We start from the raw sequence: 15,387 nt of genomic DNA on the forward strand, positions 1-15,387 counted from the left end.
ATCCTTGCCGGTCCGCCACACCCGTTGGTGCAATACAGAATACGAATGTGAACGTTTGATGTCCCTGCAGTTCCAGCTCGAAGTCCAGGGCGGCGCCGGCGCACAGGCGCGCCGCACCATCACCATCGATGCCGCCACCGAAGCCGACGCCATCCGCGCAGCGCTGCGCCAGGGCTGGCGTGTGCTGGCCATCGCGGGTCAACCTTCCGCTACCGCCGACGGCGCAACGCCTTCCGGCGGCTTGCTGCGCGCCCGCGCGCAACCGTTCCCGTTGCTGCAATTTTCACAGGAATTACTGGCGCTGCTGGAAGCGGGACTGAACCTGTCGGAAGCGCTGGCCACGCTGCACAGCAAGGAAGCCAAGGCGGGCGCGAAAGCCACGCTGGGCGAGATCCGCCGCGCGCTGTCGCAGGGCCAGAGCTTTTCCGAAACACTGGCGGCCTTCCCCGCCATCTTCCCCGAACTCTACGTCTCCACCGTGCATGCGGCGGAGCGTTCCGGCAACTTGCCGGAAGCGCTGGCGCGCTATGTGGCATACCAGCTGCAATTCGACGCCATCCGCAAAAAGCTGGTTTCCGCCGCGATCTATCCCGTGATGCTGCTGGCGGTCGGCACCCTGGTGACCTTGTTCTTGCTGGGCTACGTGGTCCCGAAATTTTCCGCCGTCTATGAAAGTTCCGGCCGCGATATCCCGTGGATGTCGCAAATGCTGCTGGGCTTCGGCCGTTCGCTGGCCGCCCATCCATGGCTGTGCGCCGGCGTGCTCTGCGCCCTTGTCGGCGGCGCGGTGGCCTGTGCCGCCAATGCCGCCATCCGCGCGCAACTGATCCTGGCCGTGCTACGCCTGCCCGTGCTGGCCGCGAAAGCCGCCGAATTCCGGCTGGCGCGTTTTTACCGAGCGCTGTCGCTGCTGCTGCACGCCGGCATACCGTTGTCGAAGGCGCTGGCCATGGTCAGCGGCATGCTGATGCCGGCGCAACAGCGCCAGCTTGCCGACGTGCGCCGCGCGGTCGGCGAAGGCTTGCCGTTTTCCACCGCGCTGGACCAGCAGGGACTGGCCACGCCGGTCGCGCAATCGCTGCTGAAAGTGGGGGAAAACACGGGACGCCTGTCCGACATGCTGGAACGCTCGGCGCGCTTCCATGACGAGGAATTCGCGCGCTGGGTGGACTGGGCGTCGCGCCTGCTGGAACCCATGCTGATGACGGTGATCGGCGTGGTGATTGGCGGCGTGGTGGTCCTGATGTATATGCCGATCTTTGAACTTGCCGGGAGTTTGAGCTGATGAATGCACGCGCCCCCCTGCCCGCTTTGACCTCCTCGCTGACCACTGCCCTGCTACGCCAGGCCACCGCCGCCGCGCTGGCGCAGGGCCGGCCGCAACTGGCCGTGCTGGAAGAGATGGCCGGCCTGGCGCCGGACGACTTCACGCGGCAACTGGCCGCCTTGTTCCACTATCCCGCATGGACCATGGCCATGCTGCAGGCCGCGCAGCCGGTGTACAGCCTGCTGCCGTACACGGACTGCGCGCAGCGCGGCTGCGTCCTGATGACGCAGCCGGAAGCGGGCGACGTGCCTGTCCTGGTGCTGGCCGATCCGTTCGCCGACGACGTGCCGCAATGGGCGCAATACGCCACCGGCGTCACGTTCACCGTGGCGCTGGCGCATGCGGACGACCTGGCCGCCTACCTGTCGCAACAGGAAAGCGCGCAACAGGCGATGCGCGACATGATGCAGGACCCGGATGCGGACGACGGTGAAGCGGCGGACCTGGACCAGGCCATCGTCGATATCTCGCTGATCGGTATCAGCGGCGACACCAGCCCCGTGGTCAAACTGGTCAACTCGACGATTTACGATGCGCTGAAATTCCAGGCCAGCGACATCCATCTCGAATGCGACGTCAACAGCCTGGTCATCAAGTACCGCGTGGATGGGGTGCTGGTGCAGGCCGGCCAGGTGCAGGGCTTGCAGATGGCCGAACAGGTGGTCTCCCGCATCAAGGTGCTGGCCGACCTCGATATCGCGGAGCGCCGCGTGCCGCAGGATGGCCGTTTCAAGGTGCGCATCAAGGGCAGCGAAATCGACTTCCGCGTGTCCATCATGCCGAACATCTTCGGCGAAGACGCCGTGCTGCGCCTGCTGGACCGCCGCGCGCTGACAGCGGCCGCCAATGCGCTGACACTGGAAAGCCTGGGCCTGAATACCGATGCGATCGACCAGGTGCGCCGGCTGGCAGCCCGCCCGCACGGCATGCTGCTGGTGACGGGGCCCACCGGTTCCGGCAAGACCACCACCCTGTATGCGGCGCTGACGGAAATTAACACGGGCCGCGACAAGGTCATCACCATCGAAGACCCGGTCGAATACCGGCTGCCCCGCGTGCTGCAAATCCCCGTCAATGAAAAGAAAGGGCTGACGTTTGCACGGGGCCTGCGTTCGATCCTGCGGCATGACCCGGACAAGATATTGATCGGTGAAATCCGCGATGATGAAACCGCGCAAATCGCCGTGCAGGCATCGCTGACGGGCCACCTGGTGTTCACCACGGTGCACGCGAACAACGTGTTCGACGTGGTGGGCCGCTTCCTGCACATGGGTGTCGACGCCTACAGCTTTGCCGCCGCCTTGAACGGCATCGTGGCGCAGCGCCTGATGCGCGTCAATTGCGAACATTGCGCGGTGGACGTGGAAGCCGATGCGCAGGAACTGGCCGACAGCGGCCTGACGGCGGAGCAGGTGCGGGGCTGGCGGTTCCGCGCCGGCAAGGGTTGCGGCCATTGCCGTGGCGCCGGTTACAAGGGCCGCAAGGCCATTGCCGAAGTCCTGATCCTGAACGATGCGCTGCGTGAAATGATTTGCACGCGCGCCCCGGTCAGCCGCATGAAAGAAGAAGCCGCCCGCATGGGTTTCCGGCTGGCGCGCGAAGCCGCGCTGGAACTGGTGCGCAACGGCGAATCCACCTTGACGGAGCTGAACCGTGTCACTCACTGAACGAATCACCGCGACGCTGCGTCCCCAGCTGCCCCTGTTGATGCGGCGCAGCGTGCGCATCTACCTGGCGCCGCAGCAGGTGGTGGCGGCCGCCGTCGAAGGCGACCGAATCGCCGGCGTGGCGGTGCTGCCTGTCGCCAATCCCGCAGGGCATTGGGAAGCGCCGGCGGCAATGCTGCGCGCGCTGCTGGAGCGTCCCGCCGACATGCTGGAGGCCAACGACGCCGCCAACGCGATCATGACGGCCATTACCGACCAGGCGCCGCTGTCCGTCACCCTGTCCGGCCGCTGGTGCCAGTTCGTCATGGTGCCCTGGAGCGACGCGTTGCTGGCGGAACCAGCGGCGACGCGTTTCCTGCAAATGCAATTGTCGGCCGTGTACGGGGACGCTGCGCGGGGCTGGAATATCGCCAACGATGATGCGCCCTATGGCCAGCCGCGCGCCGCATGCGGCATCGATGCCGAATTGCTGCAGGCGCTGCGCATGGCCGTGGGCAAGCAAGGCACGATCATCGAACCCGTCATGGGCACGGCCAGCCGCATGCAAACGGGCATGCCGGCCTTCGCCATCGTGGAACAGGGAAAGCTGACGATGGCCACCGTGACGAACGGCCGCATCGCCGCCCTGTGCTCGCAACCGTGCGGGCCGGCGTGGCAGGTCGAACTGGAGCGCGCCTGGCAACGCTGGGCGCTGCGCATGCCGGAGCTCGACGGTATCACCACTGCCGCCGTGATCGACCTGACCTGCCAGCCCTCCCCGCAACCGGCACTGCCGCCGCTGTTCAAGTTGGTCGATACGCCGTTCGGTCCCGCAGCGGCGCTGGTTCCCGCAAGCATGCAGGAGGCCTTATGCGCCTGATGCGGGAAACCCGCCTGTCATTCACGCCCGCCGCGGCGCCGCAAGGCGGCTGGCGGCTGATGCTGGCCGCGCTGGGCATCCTGGCCCTGCTGCCGGCCGGCGCCCATTGGCTGCGCGCCTATGGCGACGTGCAGGCGCTGCAAGCGCGCATCGCAGCCGCGCAGCCGCGCCGCGCGGCGCCCGTGCCGTTGCCACCGGCCGTGCAGCGCGAACAGGAACAGCAAGTCAAAGTGGTGGCGGAAGCCGTGCGCCAGTTGAATTTGCCGGTACCGCGCCTGCTGAAAACACTGCAGGCGCCGCCCGATATCCATGTGGCGCTGCTGGGAGTGGACTTGAATGGCCAGCCGGCGCAGGATGGCGGTGACACGGCCAGGGCCGCGCCACAGGGGCCGGCCGGCAGCCTGAAAATCGCCGCCGAAGCGGAAACCGCGCGCGACATGCTGAATTACCTGGCTTTCCTCAGCCAGCAGCCGCTGTTCCGCTCCGTCTACCTCATCAAGCATGAGCAGGCCGCCAGCGACCAGCCCCGTCCTTACCGTTTCCAGCTGGAGGCGCAATGGCGGCAGTAACGTCGATCACGCCACGCGCCAGGTGGGAAGTCCGGCGCGCGCTGCGCCGCCTGGGCGCACCCGCCGCCATCGGCGGCGCAGCACTGGCCTGTGCGCTGGCCATGCTGTGGCATGCGCAAGCGCTGCGGCAACAATTGCCCGCCATGCAGGGGCGCCTTGCCATGGCCACGCGCGCGGCGGCCGTTCCCATAGCAGCGCCGCCCACCGCCGCCAATGGCCTGGCCGCGTTTTACGATCACTTGCCTGCCCACGCCGCGCTTCCCCAACAATTGCAAACGCTGGTGGACATCGCGGACAAGCACCACGTGCCGCTGGCCAAGGCGGAATACAAGCCGCAGGCGGAGCCGCGCGCGAACTTCATGCGCTACCAGATCAACCTGCCCGTCAAGGCCGATTACGCCGCCGTGCAGGCATTCATGCTGGAAGCGCTGCAGGCGCTGCCGGCGCTGACGCTGGAGAGCGTGGCGTTCAAGCGCGAACGGTCCGATGCTGCCGACGTGGAAGCGCGCATCCAGTTCGTGCTGCTGGTCAGGAGCCGGTCATGAAGAAATGGATCATTGCCGCCGGCGCCGCCACCGTGGCGCTGGCATGGTTTGCACCGGATGACGACGTGGTGCCGCCAGCCGCCGCCACGCCGCGCCCGGCCGCTTCCGTGGAAACCGCCGCGCCTGTGCCTGCCGCCCCGGTCGCCATGTCGCCTGCCATTCCCGCCGAATTGCAAATCCAGCGGCGCATCGAAGATGAAGATGTGGGCAACCTGTTTGCCGGCAGCGCCGAGATGCAGCCCGCCCCGCTGAAACTGGTGGCGGCGCGCGCGGTGCAGCCGGAGCAGGCGACTGTCGCGCAGGCCGTCAACGCCGCCGCACTCCCCTTCGTATTCCTTGGCAGTTACCGCGACGGCGGACAAACCACGTATTTGCTGCAAGCCGATGGCCAGGACATCGTCGCCAGGGTCGGCGACACCATTGCCAGCGCCTACCGCCTCGATGCGGCGCACGATGGCGCGTTGTCGTTCACGCACCTGCCGCGCAACCAAACCGTCACGCTTGCACTCACCAACGCAACAGGGGAAGCCAATTGAATCAACCACAACATCTGCTGTCCCGCCTGGGTAGCGTCGCCACCGCAACGGCAGCCGCGATGCTGCTGGCCGCGTGCGCGGGTAACCCCAGTTTCAGGGAAGGCAATGCGCTGCTCGACGCGGGCCAGGTTGAACAGGGCATGGCCAAGCTGGAACAGGCGCTGCGCGAAGATCCGCACAATGCGCAATACCGCATCGCGCTGCTGAACCGCAAGGCGGCGCTGGTCAACGGCTACACCAGCCGCGCCGAAGCGCAGCGCCAGCAGGGCAACGACGCCGAAGCCGAAGTGCTGTACCGCCAGGCGCTGACGATCGATCCGCACAGCATGGTGGCGCAGCAAGGGCTGGCGGCGCTGGCGCAGGAACGCCGCCACCGCGCCATCGTGCTGGATGCGGAAAGCCAGTTCCAGCGCGGCGATACGGCGGCCGCCCTGGATTTGCTGCGTCCCGTGCTGCAGGAAAGACCCGGCCAGCGCGAGGCGCTGCGCCTGAAAGCGCGCATTGCCGATGCGCAGGCGCAGAAAGGCACGGGCCGGCTGTCGGCCGCGTTCCGAAAGCCCGTCACGCTGCAATTCCGCGATGCGCCGGTCCGTTCCGTGTTCGACTTCATCGGCAAGGTGTCCGGCCTGAATTTCGCGTTCGACCGCGAAGTCGATCCCAACCTGCGCGCGACGATTTCCGTGCGCGACGCCAGCATCGAGGAAGCCATCGCCATGCTGCTGTCGTCCACGGGACTGGAACAGGCCGTGACGGGCGAACGCTCGATCACGATCTTCCCCAACAACCCGCAAAAGGTGAAGGATTACCAGCAATTGATGGTCCGCACCTTCTTCCTGGCCAATGCGGAAGCCAAGCAGGTGGCGTTCACGCTGAAAACCCTGCTGAAAGCCCGCGACATCGTCACCGACGAGCGCCTGGGCATCATCATCATGCGCGATACGCCGGACATGGTGCGCATGGCGGAGCGCATCATCGCCGTACAGGACCTGGCCGACCCGGAAGTCATGCTGGAAGTGGAAGTGCTGGAGGTCAAGCGCTCGCGCCTGCAGGAACTGGGCATCCACTGGCCGGAACAGGCGACCTTGAGCCTGGCGGGCGCCAACGCCACCAGCGTCGGCTCCAACCCGCTGAAAGTGTCGGACCTCAAACGCATCAACAGCCACAATATCAACCTGGGCCTGGGCGCCACCACCATCAATGCCGGCGCGACCGACACGGACAACAACCTGCTGGCCAATCCCCGCATCCGCGTGCGCAACAAGGACAAGGCCAAGATCCTGATCGGCGACCGGGTGCCGGTCATCACGGTCACCACCAACAATGGCGTCAGTTCGGACAGCGTCAATTACGTCGACGTGGGCCTGAAACTCGACGTGGAACCCAATGTGCACCTGGACGATGAAGTGGCCATCAAGATCAACCTGGAAGTGTCGAACGTGGTGAAGGAAGTCACCAGCAAATCCGGTACGCAGGCATACCAGATCGGCACCCGCAGCGCGTCGACCGTGCTGCGCCTGCGCGACGGCGAAACCCAGGTGCTGGCGGGCCTGATCAACGATGAAGACCGCAAGGTGGGCAGCAAGGTGCCCGGCGTGGGCGACTTGCCCATCCTGAACCGGCTGTTCGGCACGCAAAAGGATGACAGTTCGCGCAGCGAGATCGTGCTGTCGATCACGCCGCGCCTGCTGCGTTCCGTGCGGCGGCCGGATTTGCATGAAGCGGAATTCCTGTCCGGAACGGAAAGTTCGATTGGCGTGCGCGCCGCGGTGGCGGGGCCCGACCTGGGCGTAACGCAGCCGACGACGGAACCGCCGCCATTCGTGCGCACGCCGATGTCCGGCGCCGACGATGCCGGCGCGCCGTCGCCACAATCGCCGCAATCCCAGCCTGCCGACAAGCCTGCCAATGCCGGTCCGGGACCGAAGAAGGTGCAGTGATGGGCCGTTTGCGCCGCCAGCGCGGCTTCACCTTCATCGAACTGATCGTCACGCTGGCCATCATGGGCGTGCTGGCCACGGTGGCCGTGCCGATGGCGCAGGTGGCGATCCAGCGCGACAAGGAGCGCGAATTGCGCCTGGCGCTGCAGGAAATCCGCGAAGCCATCGATGCGTACAAGCGGGCGTCCGACAATGGCAGCGTCAAACTGAGCCTGGGCGATTCCGGCTTCCCGAAAACACTGGAAGAACTGGCCGAAGGCGTGCCGGACCAGCGCCACCCGCAAAAGCGGTCCATGTATTTCCTGCGACGCATTCCCCGCGATCCGTTCGCGCCGCCCTCGATCGCCAGCGCGGCGGACACCTGGGCCAAGCGCGCCTATGCGTCGGCGCCGGACAATCCGACGGAAGGCGCCGACGTCTTCGACGTGGCCAGCCGCTCGGACTTGACAGGCCTGAACGGCATCCCTTTAAAGACATGGTGACGGGCATGATGACAAAAAAGCGCGGCTTCACGCTGATCGAACTGCTGGTGGTGCTGGCCATCATTTCCTTGTTGCTGACCGTCGCCCTGCCCCGCTACTTCGGCTCCGTCGACAAGTCGAAGGAAGCGGCGCTGAAGGAAAACCTGCGCGTGCTGCGCATCGGCATCGACAAGTATTACGCCGACAAGGGCGAGTATCCGGGCGCCCTGGCCGACCTCGTCACCTACCAGTACTTCCGCGCCGTGCCGCTCGATCCGATGACCGATTCCGACAAGACGTGGCAAGCCGTCAGCCCGCAGGCGGCGGGCATGGCCGGCATTGCGGACGTGCGCAGTGGTGCGCAGGGCAAGACGCGCGACGGCGTTCCCTACAACCAGCTGTGATGCGACAACACCGTATTTCCCGCACCGCCGGCGGGTTTGCCTACATCTGGACCCTGATGCTGGTGGCGCTGATGGGCAGCGCGCTGGCGATCGGCGGCGAACTGTATGCGACGTCGGCGCGGCGCGACAAGGAGGCGCAACTGCTGTTCATCGGCCACGAATTCCGCCAGGCGCTGGGACGCTACCTGCAAGCGAAGGGCGCGGGCGGCATGGCGCAATATCCGTTGACCCTGGACGAATTGCTGCAAGACCCCCGCTTTCCCGGCGCCAAGCGCCATTTGCGGCGGCTGTATACGGACCCGATGACGGGCAAGGCGGAATGGGGACTGGTACGGCAGCAGGGACGCATCGTCGGCATTCATTCGCTGTCCGAACAGGCGCCCATCAAGCAAGGCAACTTCCTCGACGACGACCGTGGCTTCAATGGCAAGGGGCGGTATGCGGACTGGGTGTTCACCTATCCGTCCGACCTGTACACGGGACCGCAGGCGGCGCCGCCACCCGGTATGCCGCGCAACCAGATGACGGGCGGCTGAACGGACGGCGCCCGCTGTGCGGCTTTCCTCATGGCGCGATACGATCGCGGCACAAGGCGTTTTCCCCACCGCTAAAGCTGCTATCATCGCCGCCACCGGAAATGACCAGGAGTTATCACAATGACCATCGGCGTAGGCGGCAAAACCGCGGAACAAGCCCTGGCGACGCTGTCCGACATGACGGCAGGCGCCATCCCCATCGGCAAGGACGAACATTTGCAGCGCATCGCGCGCGCGCAAAGCTACATGCAGGCGAATGGCATCGCCGCCATTTACATCAACGCGGGCGCCAACCTGCTTTACTTTACCGGCACGCGCTGGCACCCGAGTGAACGCATGGTGGGCGCGATCCTGCCTGCACAGGGCGAGATCGAATACATTGCCCCCGCATTTGAAGAAAGCACCTTGCTGGACTTCATGCTGGTCGAAGGCAAGGTCAATGGCTGGCACGAACATGAAAGCCCGTACCGCCTGTTCATCGATACGTTGCAGCGCATGGGCATCAAGCCCGACGCAACCCAGCCGCCCCGCATCGGCATTTGCGAAAGCGCCGCGTTCTTCATTTATGACGGCATCAAGCCGCTGGCCGAAGGCTATGCGCTGGAAAACGCCCGTCCCGTGACGGCGCACTGCCGCATGCGCAAGTCGAAAGCGGAAATCGCACTGATGCAGCGCGCCAAGGACATGACCCTGGCCGTGCACGTGGCCACCGCGTCGATGCTGCGCGAAGGGATCACCACCACCGAAGTCGAGCAATTCATCGCCAGCGCGCACCGCAAGGTCGGCGCACCGGGTTCGTATTTCGTCATCGTGCTGTTTGGCGAAGCGACGTCGTATCCGCACGGCGTCAGCTACGTGCAGACGCTGAAACAGGGCGACACGGTGTTGATCGACACCGGCTGCAAGGTGCACAACTATATTTCCGACATTACGCGCACCTATGTGTACGGCGAGCCGAATGCGCGCCAGCGCAGTGTGTGGGACAGCGAAAAGAAAGCGCAGGCGGCAGCCTTCGCGGCGGCGCAACTGGGCGCGCCATGCGAAACCGTGGACCAGGCGGCGCGCCGCTCGCTGGAAGAAGACGGCTTCGGTCCGGGCTACAAGCTGCCCGGCCTGCCGCACCGCACGGGGCACGGCATCGGCCTCGATATCCACGAGTGGCCATACCTGGTTGGCGGCGACAACACGCCGCTGGACGTGGGGATGTGCTTCTCGAACGAACCGATGATCGTGGTGCCGGGCGAATTCGGCGTACGCCACGAAGACCACTTTTACATGGCGGAAGACGGTCCGCGCTGGTTCACCAAACCGGCGCACAGCATCGACGATCCGTTCGGATTGGCGCAGTAATGCGCCGGGGCGGGCCTGTGCGGCCCGCCTGCATGCTTTCCAGCTGCTTATTTAGCGGCTTTAGTGCCCGTGTAGCTCAATTCGGACAGGTCCTTGCGCGCCTGGTCCGCACCCACCAGTTCCGGCACCACGTGGCCAACCATCAGGCCCATCGACACCGACGTGCGCACGTATTTGGTTTCGCCTTTATCCAGCACGAAGCTGACTTTGTTGGTCGCTTCGGTACTGGTTTGCGCCACGTGGCTGCCGGCATAGGTATCCACGTAGAAGTAGCCGCCCTGGTGCGAGTTGCCCACTTCGATGCCGTCCAACTGGATCGCCGGTTTCAGCGCGGCGCCCAGCATGCTCGAGTTACGGTAGAAATACACGCGACCCTGGTCGGCTTTCAGCGCCGGGACGGCGGATTCCGCTTCAGCGAATTTCGGGCCGGTGGCGGCGCAACCCGTCAATGCCAGGGCCAGGCCGATGGCGGCAAATTTCATCAATTTCATTTTTTATTCCTGTAGTGTGATGGGAAGGGATGGCTGTTGCGGCGAAAAGCCCCGTTCAGCCGGGAGATAGAAACCCACCAGGCGGCCTTGCTCGACCACCAGGTAAGCTTCGTGCACGTGCGCCCCCTCCAGCGTGAAAACATCCTTGTGGCGGCGGTAGACCGTTCCCTGCGGAATGGCGCCAGCCATGGTCCAGAAACTGCCGGCCGGCAGTTTGCGCTCGAACCCCGTCGCCAGCGGCACCACGACTTCGCTGGCAAGCGACTTCGGAACCAGCGCGGTGGAACCGGTGGCGGGCGTCATCGCGACGGGAACATGCTGGACGGCGGCGCAACCGGCCAGCATCAGGGCTGCGGCAAAGATGGAAAAACGCATGGAGTGATTGGGCAAAAAATAATGTCCGCCATCGTAACCGCTAACATGCAGTTGAAAACTCACCAATATTCACGCCCGTTGCATTTCCATCGGAAGAAAAACAGGCGCCACGTGGACGCCTGTATCCGGAAGCGCGCGACGGCGGGCTTACTGCTTCTTCATCACCAAGGTCAAAATGTCATACGACGCCACCAGCTCATCGTTCTGATTGGTCACCTGCACATCCCACGCCACGACGCCCTGGCCGCGGCCCTGGTCGTCGGTGCGGTTGCGGTCGACCTTGCGCTTGCAGGTCAGGCGCGCGCGGATGGTGTCGCCGATCGCCACCGGCGTGATGAAGCGCAGGTTGTCCAGGCCATAGTTGGCCAGCACCGGGCCCGGCGCCGGCGAGACGAACAGGCCCGCCGCCGCCGACAGCACGAAGTAGCCGTGCGCGATGCGCTTGCCGAACTGCGTGTCTTTCGCGGCGATCTCGTCGAAGTGCATGTAGAAGTAGTCGCCCGAAATGCCGCCAAAGTTGACGATATCGGCTTCGCTCACGGTGCGGCGGTGCGTCAGCAGCGAGTCGCCCATCTGCAAATCCTCGAAGTACTTGCGGAACGGGTGGATATCGCTTTCATTGACGGCCGCGCCGCGCACGTATTCACCGGTGACGGCGGCCAGCATGGTCGGCGAACCCTGCACGGCGGAACGCTGCAGGAAGTGGCGCACCGCGCGGATACCGCCCAGTTCCTCACCGCCGCCGGCGCGGCCGGGACCGCCGTGCTTCAGTTGCGGCAGCGGCGAACCGTGTCCGGTCGAATCGACCGACGATTCCTTGTCGAGAATGTGCACGCGGCCATGGGTGGCGGCCGCCACCGGCACCGCGTAGGCGGCGGTCTTCGGATCCTTGGTCACCAGCGTCGACACCAGCGAACCCTTGCCGCGCGCGGCCAGTTCCAGCGCTTCATCGATGCCGTCATAGGTCATCATGGTCGACACCGGGCCGAACGCTTCCACGTCGTGCACCGCGTCGTTGACGGACGCATTGCGGCACAACAGCAGGGTTGGCGAGAAGAACGCGCCTTCGCCCACGCCTTCGCCGACCGGCTTGAAACCATCCCGCTCGCCAAACACGATCTCGTTGCCCTGCGCCAGCATCGCCACGCGCTCGGCCACGTCTTTTTGCTGGTCTTTCGACGCCAGCGCGCCCATGCGCACGCCTTCGACGGACGGGTCGCCCACCGTGACTTTCGCCAGGCGTTCGCGCAGGCGCTCCGCCACCGCGTCGACACGGTCGCGCGGCACGATGATGCGGCGGATGGCCGTACATTTCTGGCCGGCCTTGCCCGTCATTTCACGGGCGACTTCCTTGACGAACAAGTCGAACTCCGCATCGTCCGGCGTCACGTCCGGCGCCAGGATCGCGCAGTTCAGCGAATCGGCTTCGGCCGCGAACGGGACCGAATTGGCGATCAGGTTGCGGTTGGCGCGCAGCTTGGCGGCGGTATCGGCCGAACCGGTGAACGTCACCACGTCGGCGCCCGTCAGGCGGTCCAGCAAGTCGCCCGTGCTGCCGATCACCAGCTGCAAGGAGCCGTCAGGCAGCAGGCCGGATTCATGGATCATGCGCACCACGGCTTCGGTCAGGTAGCTGGTCGCGGTGGCGGGTTTGCCGATGCACGGCATCGCGGCCAGGAACGTCGGCGCGAATTTTTCCAGCAAGCCCCAGATCGGGAAGTTGAACGCGTTGATGTGCACGGCCAGGCCGCCGCGCGGTACCAGGATGTGGGTGCCGGCAAAGCCGCCGCGCTTGCCCAGCGCCATGGCCGGCCCTTCATGCAGCACGTTCGACGATGGCAGTTCGCGGCTGCCCATCGACGCATAGGCGAACAGGGTGCCAATGCCGCCTTCCACGTCGACCCAGCTGTCCGCGCGGGTGGCGCCGGTCAGGTGCGAAATCGTATACAGCTCTTCCTTGCGCTCCATCAGATACATCGCCAGCGCTTTCAGGCGCTGCGCGCGCTGCTGGAAGTCCAGCTTCATCAGGGCCGGCACGCCGGTCTTGCGCGCGTACGTGACGGCTTCGGAGAAATCGATGGTTTCCGCGTGCGTGTGGTAGATCACGCTATTGTTCAACGCGTTATACAGCGGCGTTGCCGCTTCCTTGCCGTGCCAGCGGCCGGCGATCAGGCTTTGCAGAGTTTGAGGCATGGTGTTCTCTCCAGTCGGTTATTTGGCTTCATTCTTGTGTTGATGCAGCGGCAGCGAAGTTTCCCACTCCATCCGCTTGCGGTCCGGTTCCACTTCGGTCAGCGCATCGACTTCGCGCATGGTGTTCAGCGAGCGCACCGCCAGTTCGTGGTATTGCGCCGTGCCCGAGGTTTTCCATTGGATTTCCTGGTCCGTGACTTCGCGCATCACGCGCGCAGGCATGCCCACCACCATCGAGCGGGGCGGCACTTCCATGTTCGCTTTCACGAAACTCATGGCCGCGACGATGCTTTCCGCGCCGATCACGGCGTTGTCCATCACCACGGCATTCATGCCCACCAGCGCATTGCGGCCGATGCGGCAACCGTGCAGCACGGCGCCGTGGCCGATATGGCCGTCGACTTCCACCACGGTATCGCAGCCGGGAAAGCCGTGCATCACGCAGCCGTCCTGCAGGTTCGCGCCCTCTTCCAGGATCAGGCGACCGAAGTCGCCGCGGATCGACGCCAGCGGGCCAACATAGCAGCGCGGCCCGATAATGACGTCGCCGATCAGCACCGCGGTCGGGTGCACGAACGCGGTCGGATGCACGACGGGACGGATGCCGTTGATTTCATAGACTTTGACCATAGTGTTTCCTCGTGATTTCCTTACATGCCCAGATAGGCGCTTTGCACCTGTTCGTTGTCCAGCAATTCCGGCCCCGGACCGGACAGCGTGATGGCGCCGGTTTCGATCACGTAGCCGACGTCGGCAATCGCCAGCGCCGCATGGGCATTTTGCTCGACCAGGAAAATCGTGATGCCCTGGTCGCGCAGGCTGGCCACCGTGCGGAAGATTTCCGCGATCAGCAGCGGCGCCAGGCCCATGCTGGGTTCGTCCAGCAGCAGCACGGAAGGCTTGCCCATCAGCGCGCGCGCCATCGCCAGCATTTGCTGCTGGCCGCCGGACAAGGTGCCGGCCGGCAGCAGCCGTTTTTCCTTCAGCACCGGGAACAGTGCATACATACGCTCCATCTGTTCGGCGGTTTCGCCCTTTGGCCGGGTAAAGGCGCCCAGCTTCAGGTTGTCTTCAATGCTCATCGGCCCGAACACTTGCCGGCCTTCCGGTACCTGGCAAATGCCGGCACGCACGCGCTGGTCGGCGCTGGCGCGCGTGATGTCCGCGCCGGCCAGCCGGATGGTGCCGCCGCTGACCGGCTGCACACCGGAAATCGCACGCAACAGTGTGGTCTTGCCGGCGCCGTTGGCGCCCACCAGCGCCACCAGCTGGCCCCGGCGCACGTCGATATCGATGCCGTGCAAGGCCTGGATGCGGCCGTAGTGGCTGGTCAGGCCGCGGATTTCCAGCAACGGTTCGCTTTGGTTATTCATGGTGTCCCTCATGCCGCCGCCCCCAGGTAGGCCGCCACCACGGCCGGATTGGCCCGCACTTCGGCAGCAGTGCCCTCGGCCAGCTTTTTGCCATAGTCCAGCACCAGGATATGGTCGGACAAATTCATCACCAGTTTCATGTCGTGCTCGACCAGCACCACCGTCACGCCCGATTGCGCCACCTTGCGGATCAGCGCTTCGATTTCACCGGTTTCCGTGTGGTTCAAGCCGGCCGCCGGTTCATCCAGCAACAGCACCTTCGGCTGCGCCGCCAGCGCCCGCGCGATTTCCAGCCGTTTCAACGCGCCGTATGGCATCTGGCTGGCGTGCGCATCGACATATTTGCCGACACCGGCGAACTCCATCAGCCGCGCCGCTTCATCGCGGCACGCCGCGTCAGCCTTGCGCACCGACGGCAGCCGCAGCATCGATGCGAACAGGTTCTGGTTCAGCCGCAAATGGGCGCCGACCATCACGTTCTCGATGGCGGACATGTTCATGCACACTTGCAGGTTCTGGAAAGTGCGGCTCATGCCGCGCCGCGCCAGCAAGTCCGGCGACATGCCGGCCACGTTTTCCCCGCGCAGCACGACCTGGCCGCTGGTCGGCGTGTACACGCCCGTGACCAGGTTGAACAGCGTGGTCTTGCCTGCGCCATTCGGTCCGATCACCGCATGGATACTGCCTTCCTTCACGGTGAAGCTGACATCCTGTACCGCGTGCACGCCGCCAAAGCTTTTTGACAGGTTTTGTATGGTCAGCAT

Annotated in this window: 17 protein-coding genes; 11 read left to right on the forward strand and 6 right to left on the reverse strand. The window is 65.1% G+C overall.

All coding sequences use genetic code 11. From position 1 onward, the window contains the following. The first annotated feature begins 58 nt into the window (after positions 1-58). The 11 genes from GJ700_RS23210 to GJ700_RS23260 all read left to right on the forward strand — a co-directional run bounded on the left by GJ700_RS23210 (position 59) and on the right by GJ700_RS23260 (position 10,191). Positions 59-1,285 (forward strand): type II secretion system F family protein, encoded by a 1,227-nt coding sequence (locus GJ700_RS23210; RefSeq protein ID WP_229507193.1) that lies wholly within the window; start codon positions 59-61, stop codon positions 1,283-1,285. After that, positions 1,285-2,994 carry a GspE/PulE family protein gene (locus tag GJ700_RS23215; protein ID WP_154378355.1) on the forward strand — a complete coding sequence of 570 codons (1,710 nt, stop codon included), beginning with the start codon at positions 1,285-1,287 and terminating at the stop codon, positions 2,992-2,994. The genes GJ700_RS23210 and GJ700_RS23215 overlap by 1 nt, the downstream gene beginning before the upstream one ends. Continuing rightward, positions 2,981-3,853: a hypothetical protein gene (locus tag GJ700_RS23220; protein WP_154378357.1), complete on the forward strand. Its 873-nt coding sequence runs from the start codon at positions 2,981-2,983 to the stop codon at positions 3,851-3,853. Before GJ700_RS23215 ends, GJ700_RS23220 begins: the two co-directional genes overlap by 14 nt. Continuing rightward, positions 3,844-4,422, forward strand: coding sequence for a PilN domain-containing protein (locus GJ700_RS23225; protein ID WP_229507194.1), 579 nt, complete (start codon positions 3,844-3,846; stop codon positions 4,420-4,422). The genes GJ700_RS23220 and GJ700_RS23225 overlap by 10 nt, the downstream gene beginning before the upstream one ends. Further along, positions 4,410-4,967 (forward strand): hypothetical protein, encoded by a 558-nt coding sequence (locus GJ700_RS23230; RefSeq protein ID WP_154378359.1) that lies wholly within the window; start codon positions 4,410-4,412, stop codon positions 4,965-4,967. Before GJ700_RS23225 ends, GJ700_RS23230 begins: the two co-directional genes overlap by 13 nt. Beyond that, positions 4,964-5,503: a hypothetical protein gene (locus GJ700_RS23235; protein WP_154378361.1), complete on the forward strand. Its 540-nt coding sequence runs from the start codon at positions 4,964-4,966 to the stop codon at positions 5,501-5,503. Before GJ700_RS23230 ends, GJ700_RS23235 begins: the two co-directional genes overlap by 4 nt. Next, complete coding sequence (locus tag GJ700_RS23240; protein ID WP_229507195.1) at positions 5,500-7,440, forward strand: secretin GspD/PilQ domain-containing protein; 1,941 nt, start codon at positions 5,500-5,502, stop codon at positions 7,438-7,440. Before GJ700_RS23235 ends, GJ700_RS23240 begins: the two co-directional genes overlap by 4 nt. Then, positions 7,440-7,922, forward strand: coding sequence for a type II secretion system protein (locus tag GJ700_RS23245; protein ID WP_154378363.1), 483 nt, complete (start codon positions 7,440-7,442; stop codon positions 7,920-7,922). The genes GJ700_RS23240 and GJ700_RS23245 overlap by 1 nt, the downstream gene beginning before the upstream one ends. A gap of 8 nt (positions 7,923-7,930) precedes the next feature. After that, positions 7,931-8,305 carry a type II secretion system protein gene (locus tag GJ700_RS23250; protein ID WP_154378470.1) on the forward strand — a complete coding sequence of 125 codons (375 nt, stop codon included), beginning with the start codon at positions 7,931-7,933 and terminating at the stop codon, positions 8,303-8,305. Then, the gene (locus tag GJ700_RS23255; RefSeq protein WP_154378365.1) at positions 8,305-8,841 is read left to right on the forward strand and encodes a type II secretion system protein; all 537 of its coding nucleotides are present in this window, start codon (positions 8,305-8,307) and stop codon (positions 8,839-8,841) included. Before GJ700_RS23250 ends, GJ700_RS23255 begins: the two co-directional genes overlap by 1 nt. A 120-nt stretch (positions 8,842-8,961) precedes the next feature. Continuing rightward, positions 8,962-10,191: a M24 family metallopeptidase gene (locus GJ700_RS23260; RefSeq protein ID WP_154378367.1), complete on the forward strand. Its 1,230-nt coding sequence runs from the start codon at positions 8,962-8,964 to the stop codon at positions 10,189-10,191. A gap of 47 nt (positions 10,192-10,238) precedes the next feature. Here the strand turns inward: GJ700_RS23260 and GJ700_RS23265 are convergent, their stop codons facing one another. From GJ700_RS23265 to GJ700_RS23290, 6 genes are all read right to left on the reverse strand, one after another. Continuing rightward, the gene (locus tag GJ700_RS23265; RefSeq protein ID WP_154378381.1) at positions 10,239-10,682 is read right to left on the reverse strand and encodes a DUF2846 domain-containing protein; all 444 of its coding nucleotides are present in this window, start codon (positions 10,680-10,682) and stop codon (positions 10,239-10,241) included. A gap of 3 nt (positions 10,683-10,685) precedes the next feature. After that, the gene (locus tag GJ700_RS23270; protein ID WP_154378392.1) at positions 10,686-11,057 is read right to left on the reverse strand and encodes a hypothetical protein; all 372 of its coding nucleotides are present in this window, start codon (positions 11,055-11,057) and stop codon (positions 10,686-10,688) included. 147 nt (positions 11,058-11,204) lie between these two features. After that, entirely contained in the window at positions 11,205-13,250 is a 2,046-nt protein-coding gene (gene paaZ, locus GJ700_RS23275) for a phenylacetic acid degradation bifunctional protein PaaZ (protein WP_154378394.1), read from the reverse strand. Positions 13,251-13,268: 18 nt separating this feature from the next. After that, a complete protein-coding gene (gene paaY / locus GJ700_RS23280; protein ID WP_154378395.1) occupies positions 13,269-13,880 on the reverse strand; it encodes a phenylacetic acid degradation protein PaaY in 612 nt (203 codons plus the stop codon). A 20-nt stretch (positions 13,881-13,900) separates the two neighbouring features. After that, entirely contained in the window at positions 13,901-14,623 is a 723-nt protein-coding gene (locus tag GJ700_RS23285; RefSeq protein ID WP_154378396.1) for an ABC transporter ATP-binding protein, read from the reverse strand. An 8-nt stretch (positions 14,624-14,631) separates the two neighbouring features. Beyond that, a complete protein-coding gene (locus GJ700_RS23290) occupies positions 14,632-15,387 on the reverse strand; it encodes an ABC transporter ATP-binding protein (protein WP_154378397.1) in 756 nt (251 codons plus the stop codon).

The organism is Pseudoduganella rivuli (assembly GCF_009674485.1).
In the GTDB taxonomy this organism is placed as follows: domain Bacteria; phylum Pseudomonadota; class Gammaproteobacteria; order Burkholderiales; family Burkholderiaceae_D; genus Rugamonas; species Rugamonas rivuli_B.

Coding starts and splice junctions, on each gene's coding strand:
- GJ700_RS23210 (WP_229507193.1), top strand. CDS start 59: ATGTCCCTGCAGTTCCAGCTCGAAGTCCAGGGCGGCGCCGGCGCACAG.
- GJ700_RS23215 (WP_154378355.1), top strand. CDS start 1,285: ATGAATGCACGCGCCCCCCTGCCCGCTTTGACCTCCTCGCTGACCACT.
- GJ700_RS23225 (WP_229507194.1), top strand. CDS start 3,844: ATGCGCCTGATGCGGGAAACCCGCCTGTCATTCACGCCCGCCGCGGCG.
- GJ700_RS23230 (WP_154378359.1), top strand. CDS start 4,410: ATGGCGGCAGTAACGTCGATCACGCCACGCGCCAGGTGGGAAGTCCGG.
- GJ700_RS23235 (WP_154378361.1), top strand. CDS start 4,964: ATGAAGAAATGGATCATTGCCGCCGGCGCCGCCACCGTGGCGCTGGCA.
- GJ700_RS23245 (WP_154378363.1), top strand. CDS start 7,440: ATGGGCCGTTTGCGCCGCCAGCGCGGCTTCACCTTCATCGAACTGATC.
- GJ700_RS23250 (WP_154378470.1), top strand. CDS start 7,931: ATGACAAAAAAGCGCGGCTTCACGCTGATCGAACTGCTGGTGGTGCTG.
- GJ700_RS23255 (WP_154378365.1), top strand. CDS start 8,305: ATGCGACAACACCGTATTTCCCGCACCGCCGGCGGGTTTGCCTACATC.
- GJ700_RS23260 (WP_154378367.1), top strand. CDS start 8,962: ATGACCATCGGCGTAGGCGGCAAAACCGCGGAACAAGCCCTGGCGACG.
- GJ700_RS23265 (WP_154378381.1), bottom strand. CDS start 10,682: ATGAAATTGATGAAATTTGCCGCCATCGGCCTGGCCCTGGCATTGACG.
- GJ700_RS23270 (WP_154378392.1), bottom strand. CDS start 11,057: ATGCGTTTTTCCATCTTTGCCGCAGCCCTGATGCTGGCCGGTTGCGCC.
- paaZ (WP_154378394.1), bottom strand. CDS start 13,250: ATGCCTCAAACTCTGCAAAGCCTGATCGCCGGCCGCTGGCACGGCAAG.
- paaY (WP_154378395.1), bottom strand. CDS start 13,880: ATGGTCAAAGTCTATGAAATCAACGGCATCCGTCCCGTCGTGCATCCG.
- GJ700_RS23285 (WP_154378396.1), bottom strand. CDS start 14,623: ATGAATAACCAAAGCGAACCGTTGCTGGAAATCCGCGGCCTGACCAGC.
- GJ700_RS23290 (WP_154378397.1), bottom strand. CDS start 15,387: ATGCTGACCATACAAAACCTGTCAAAAAGCTTTGGCGGCGTGCACGCG.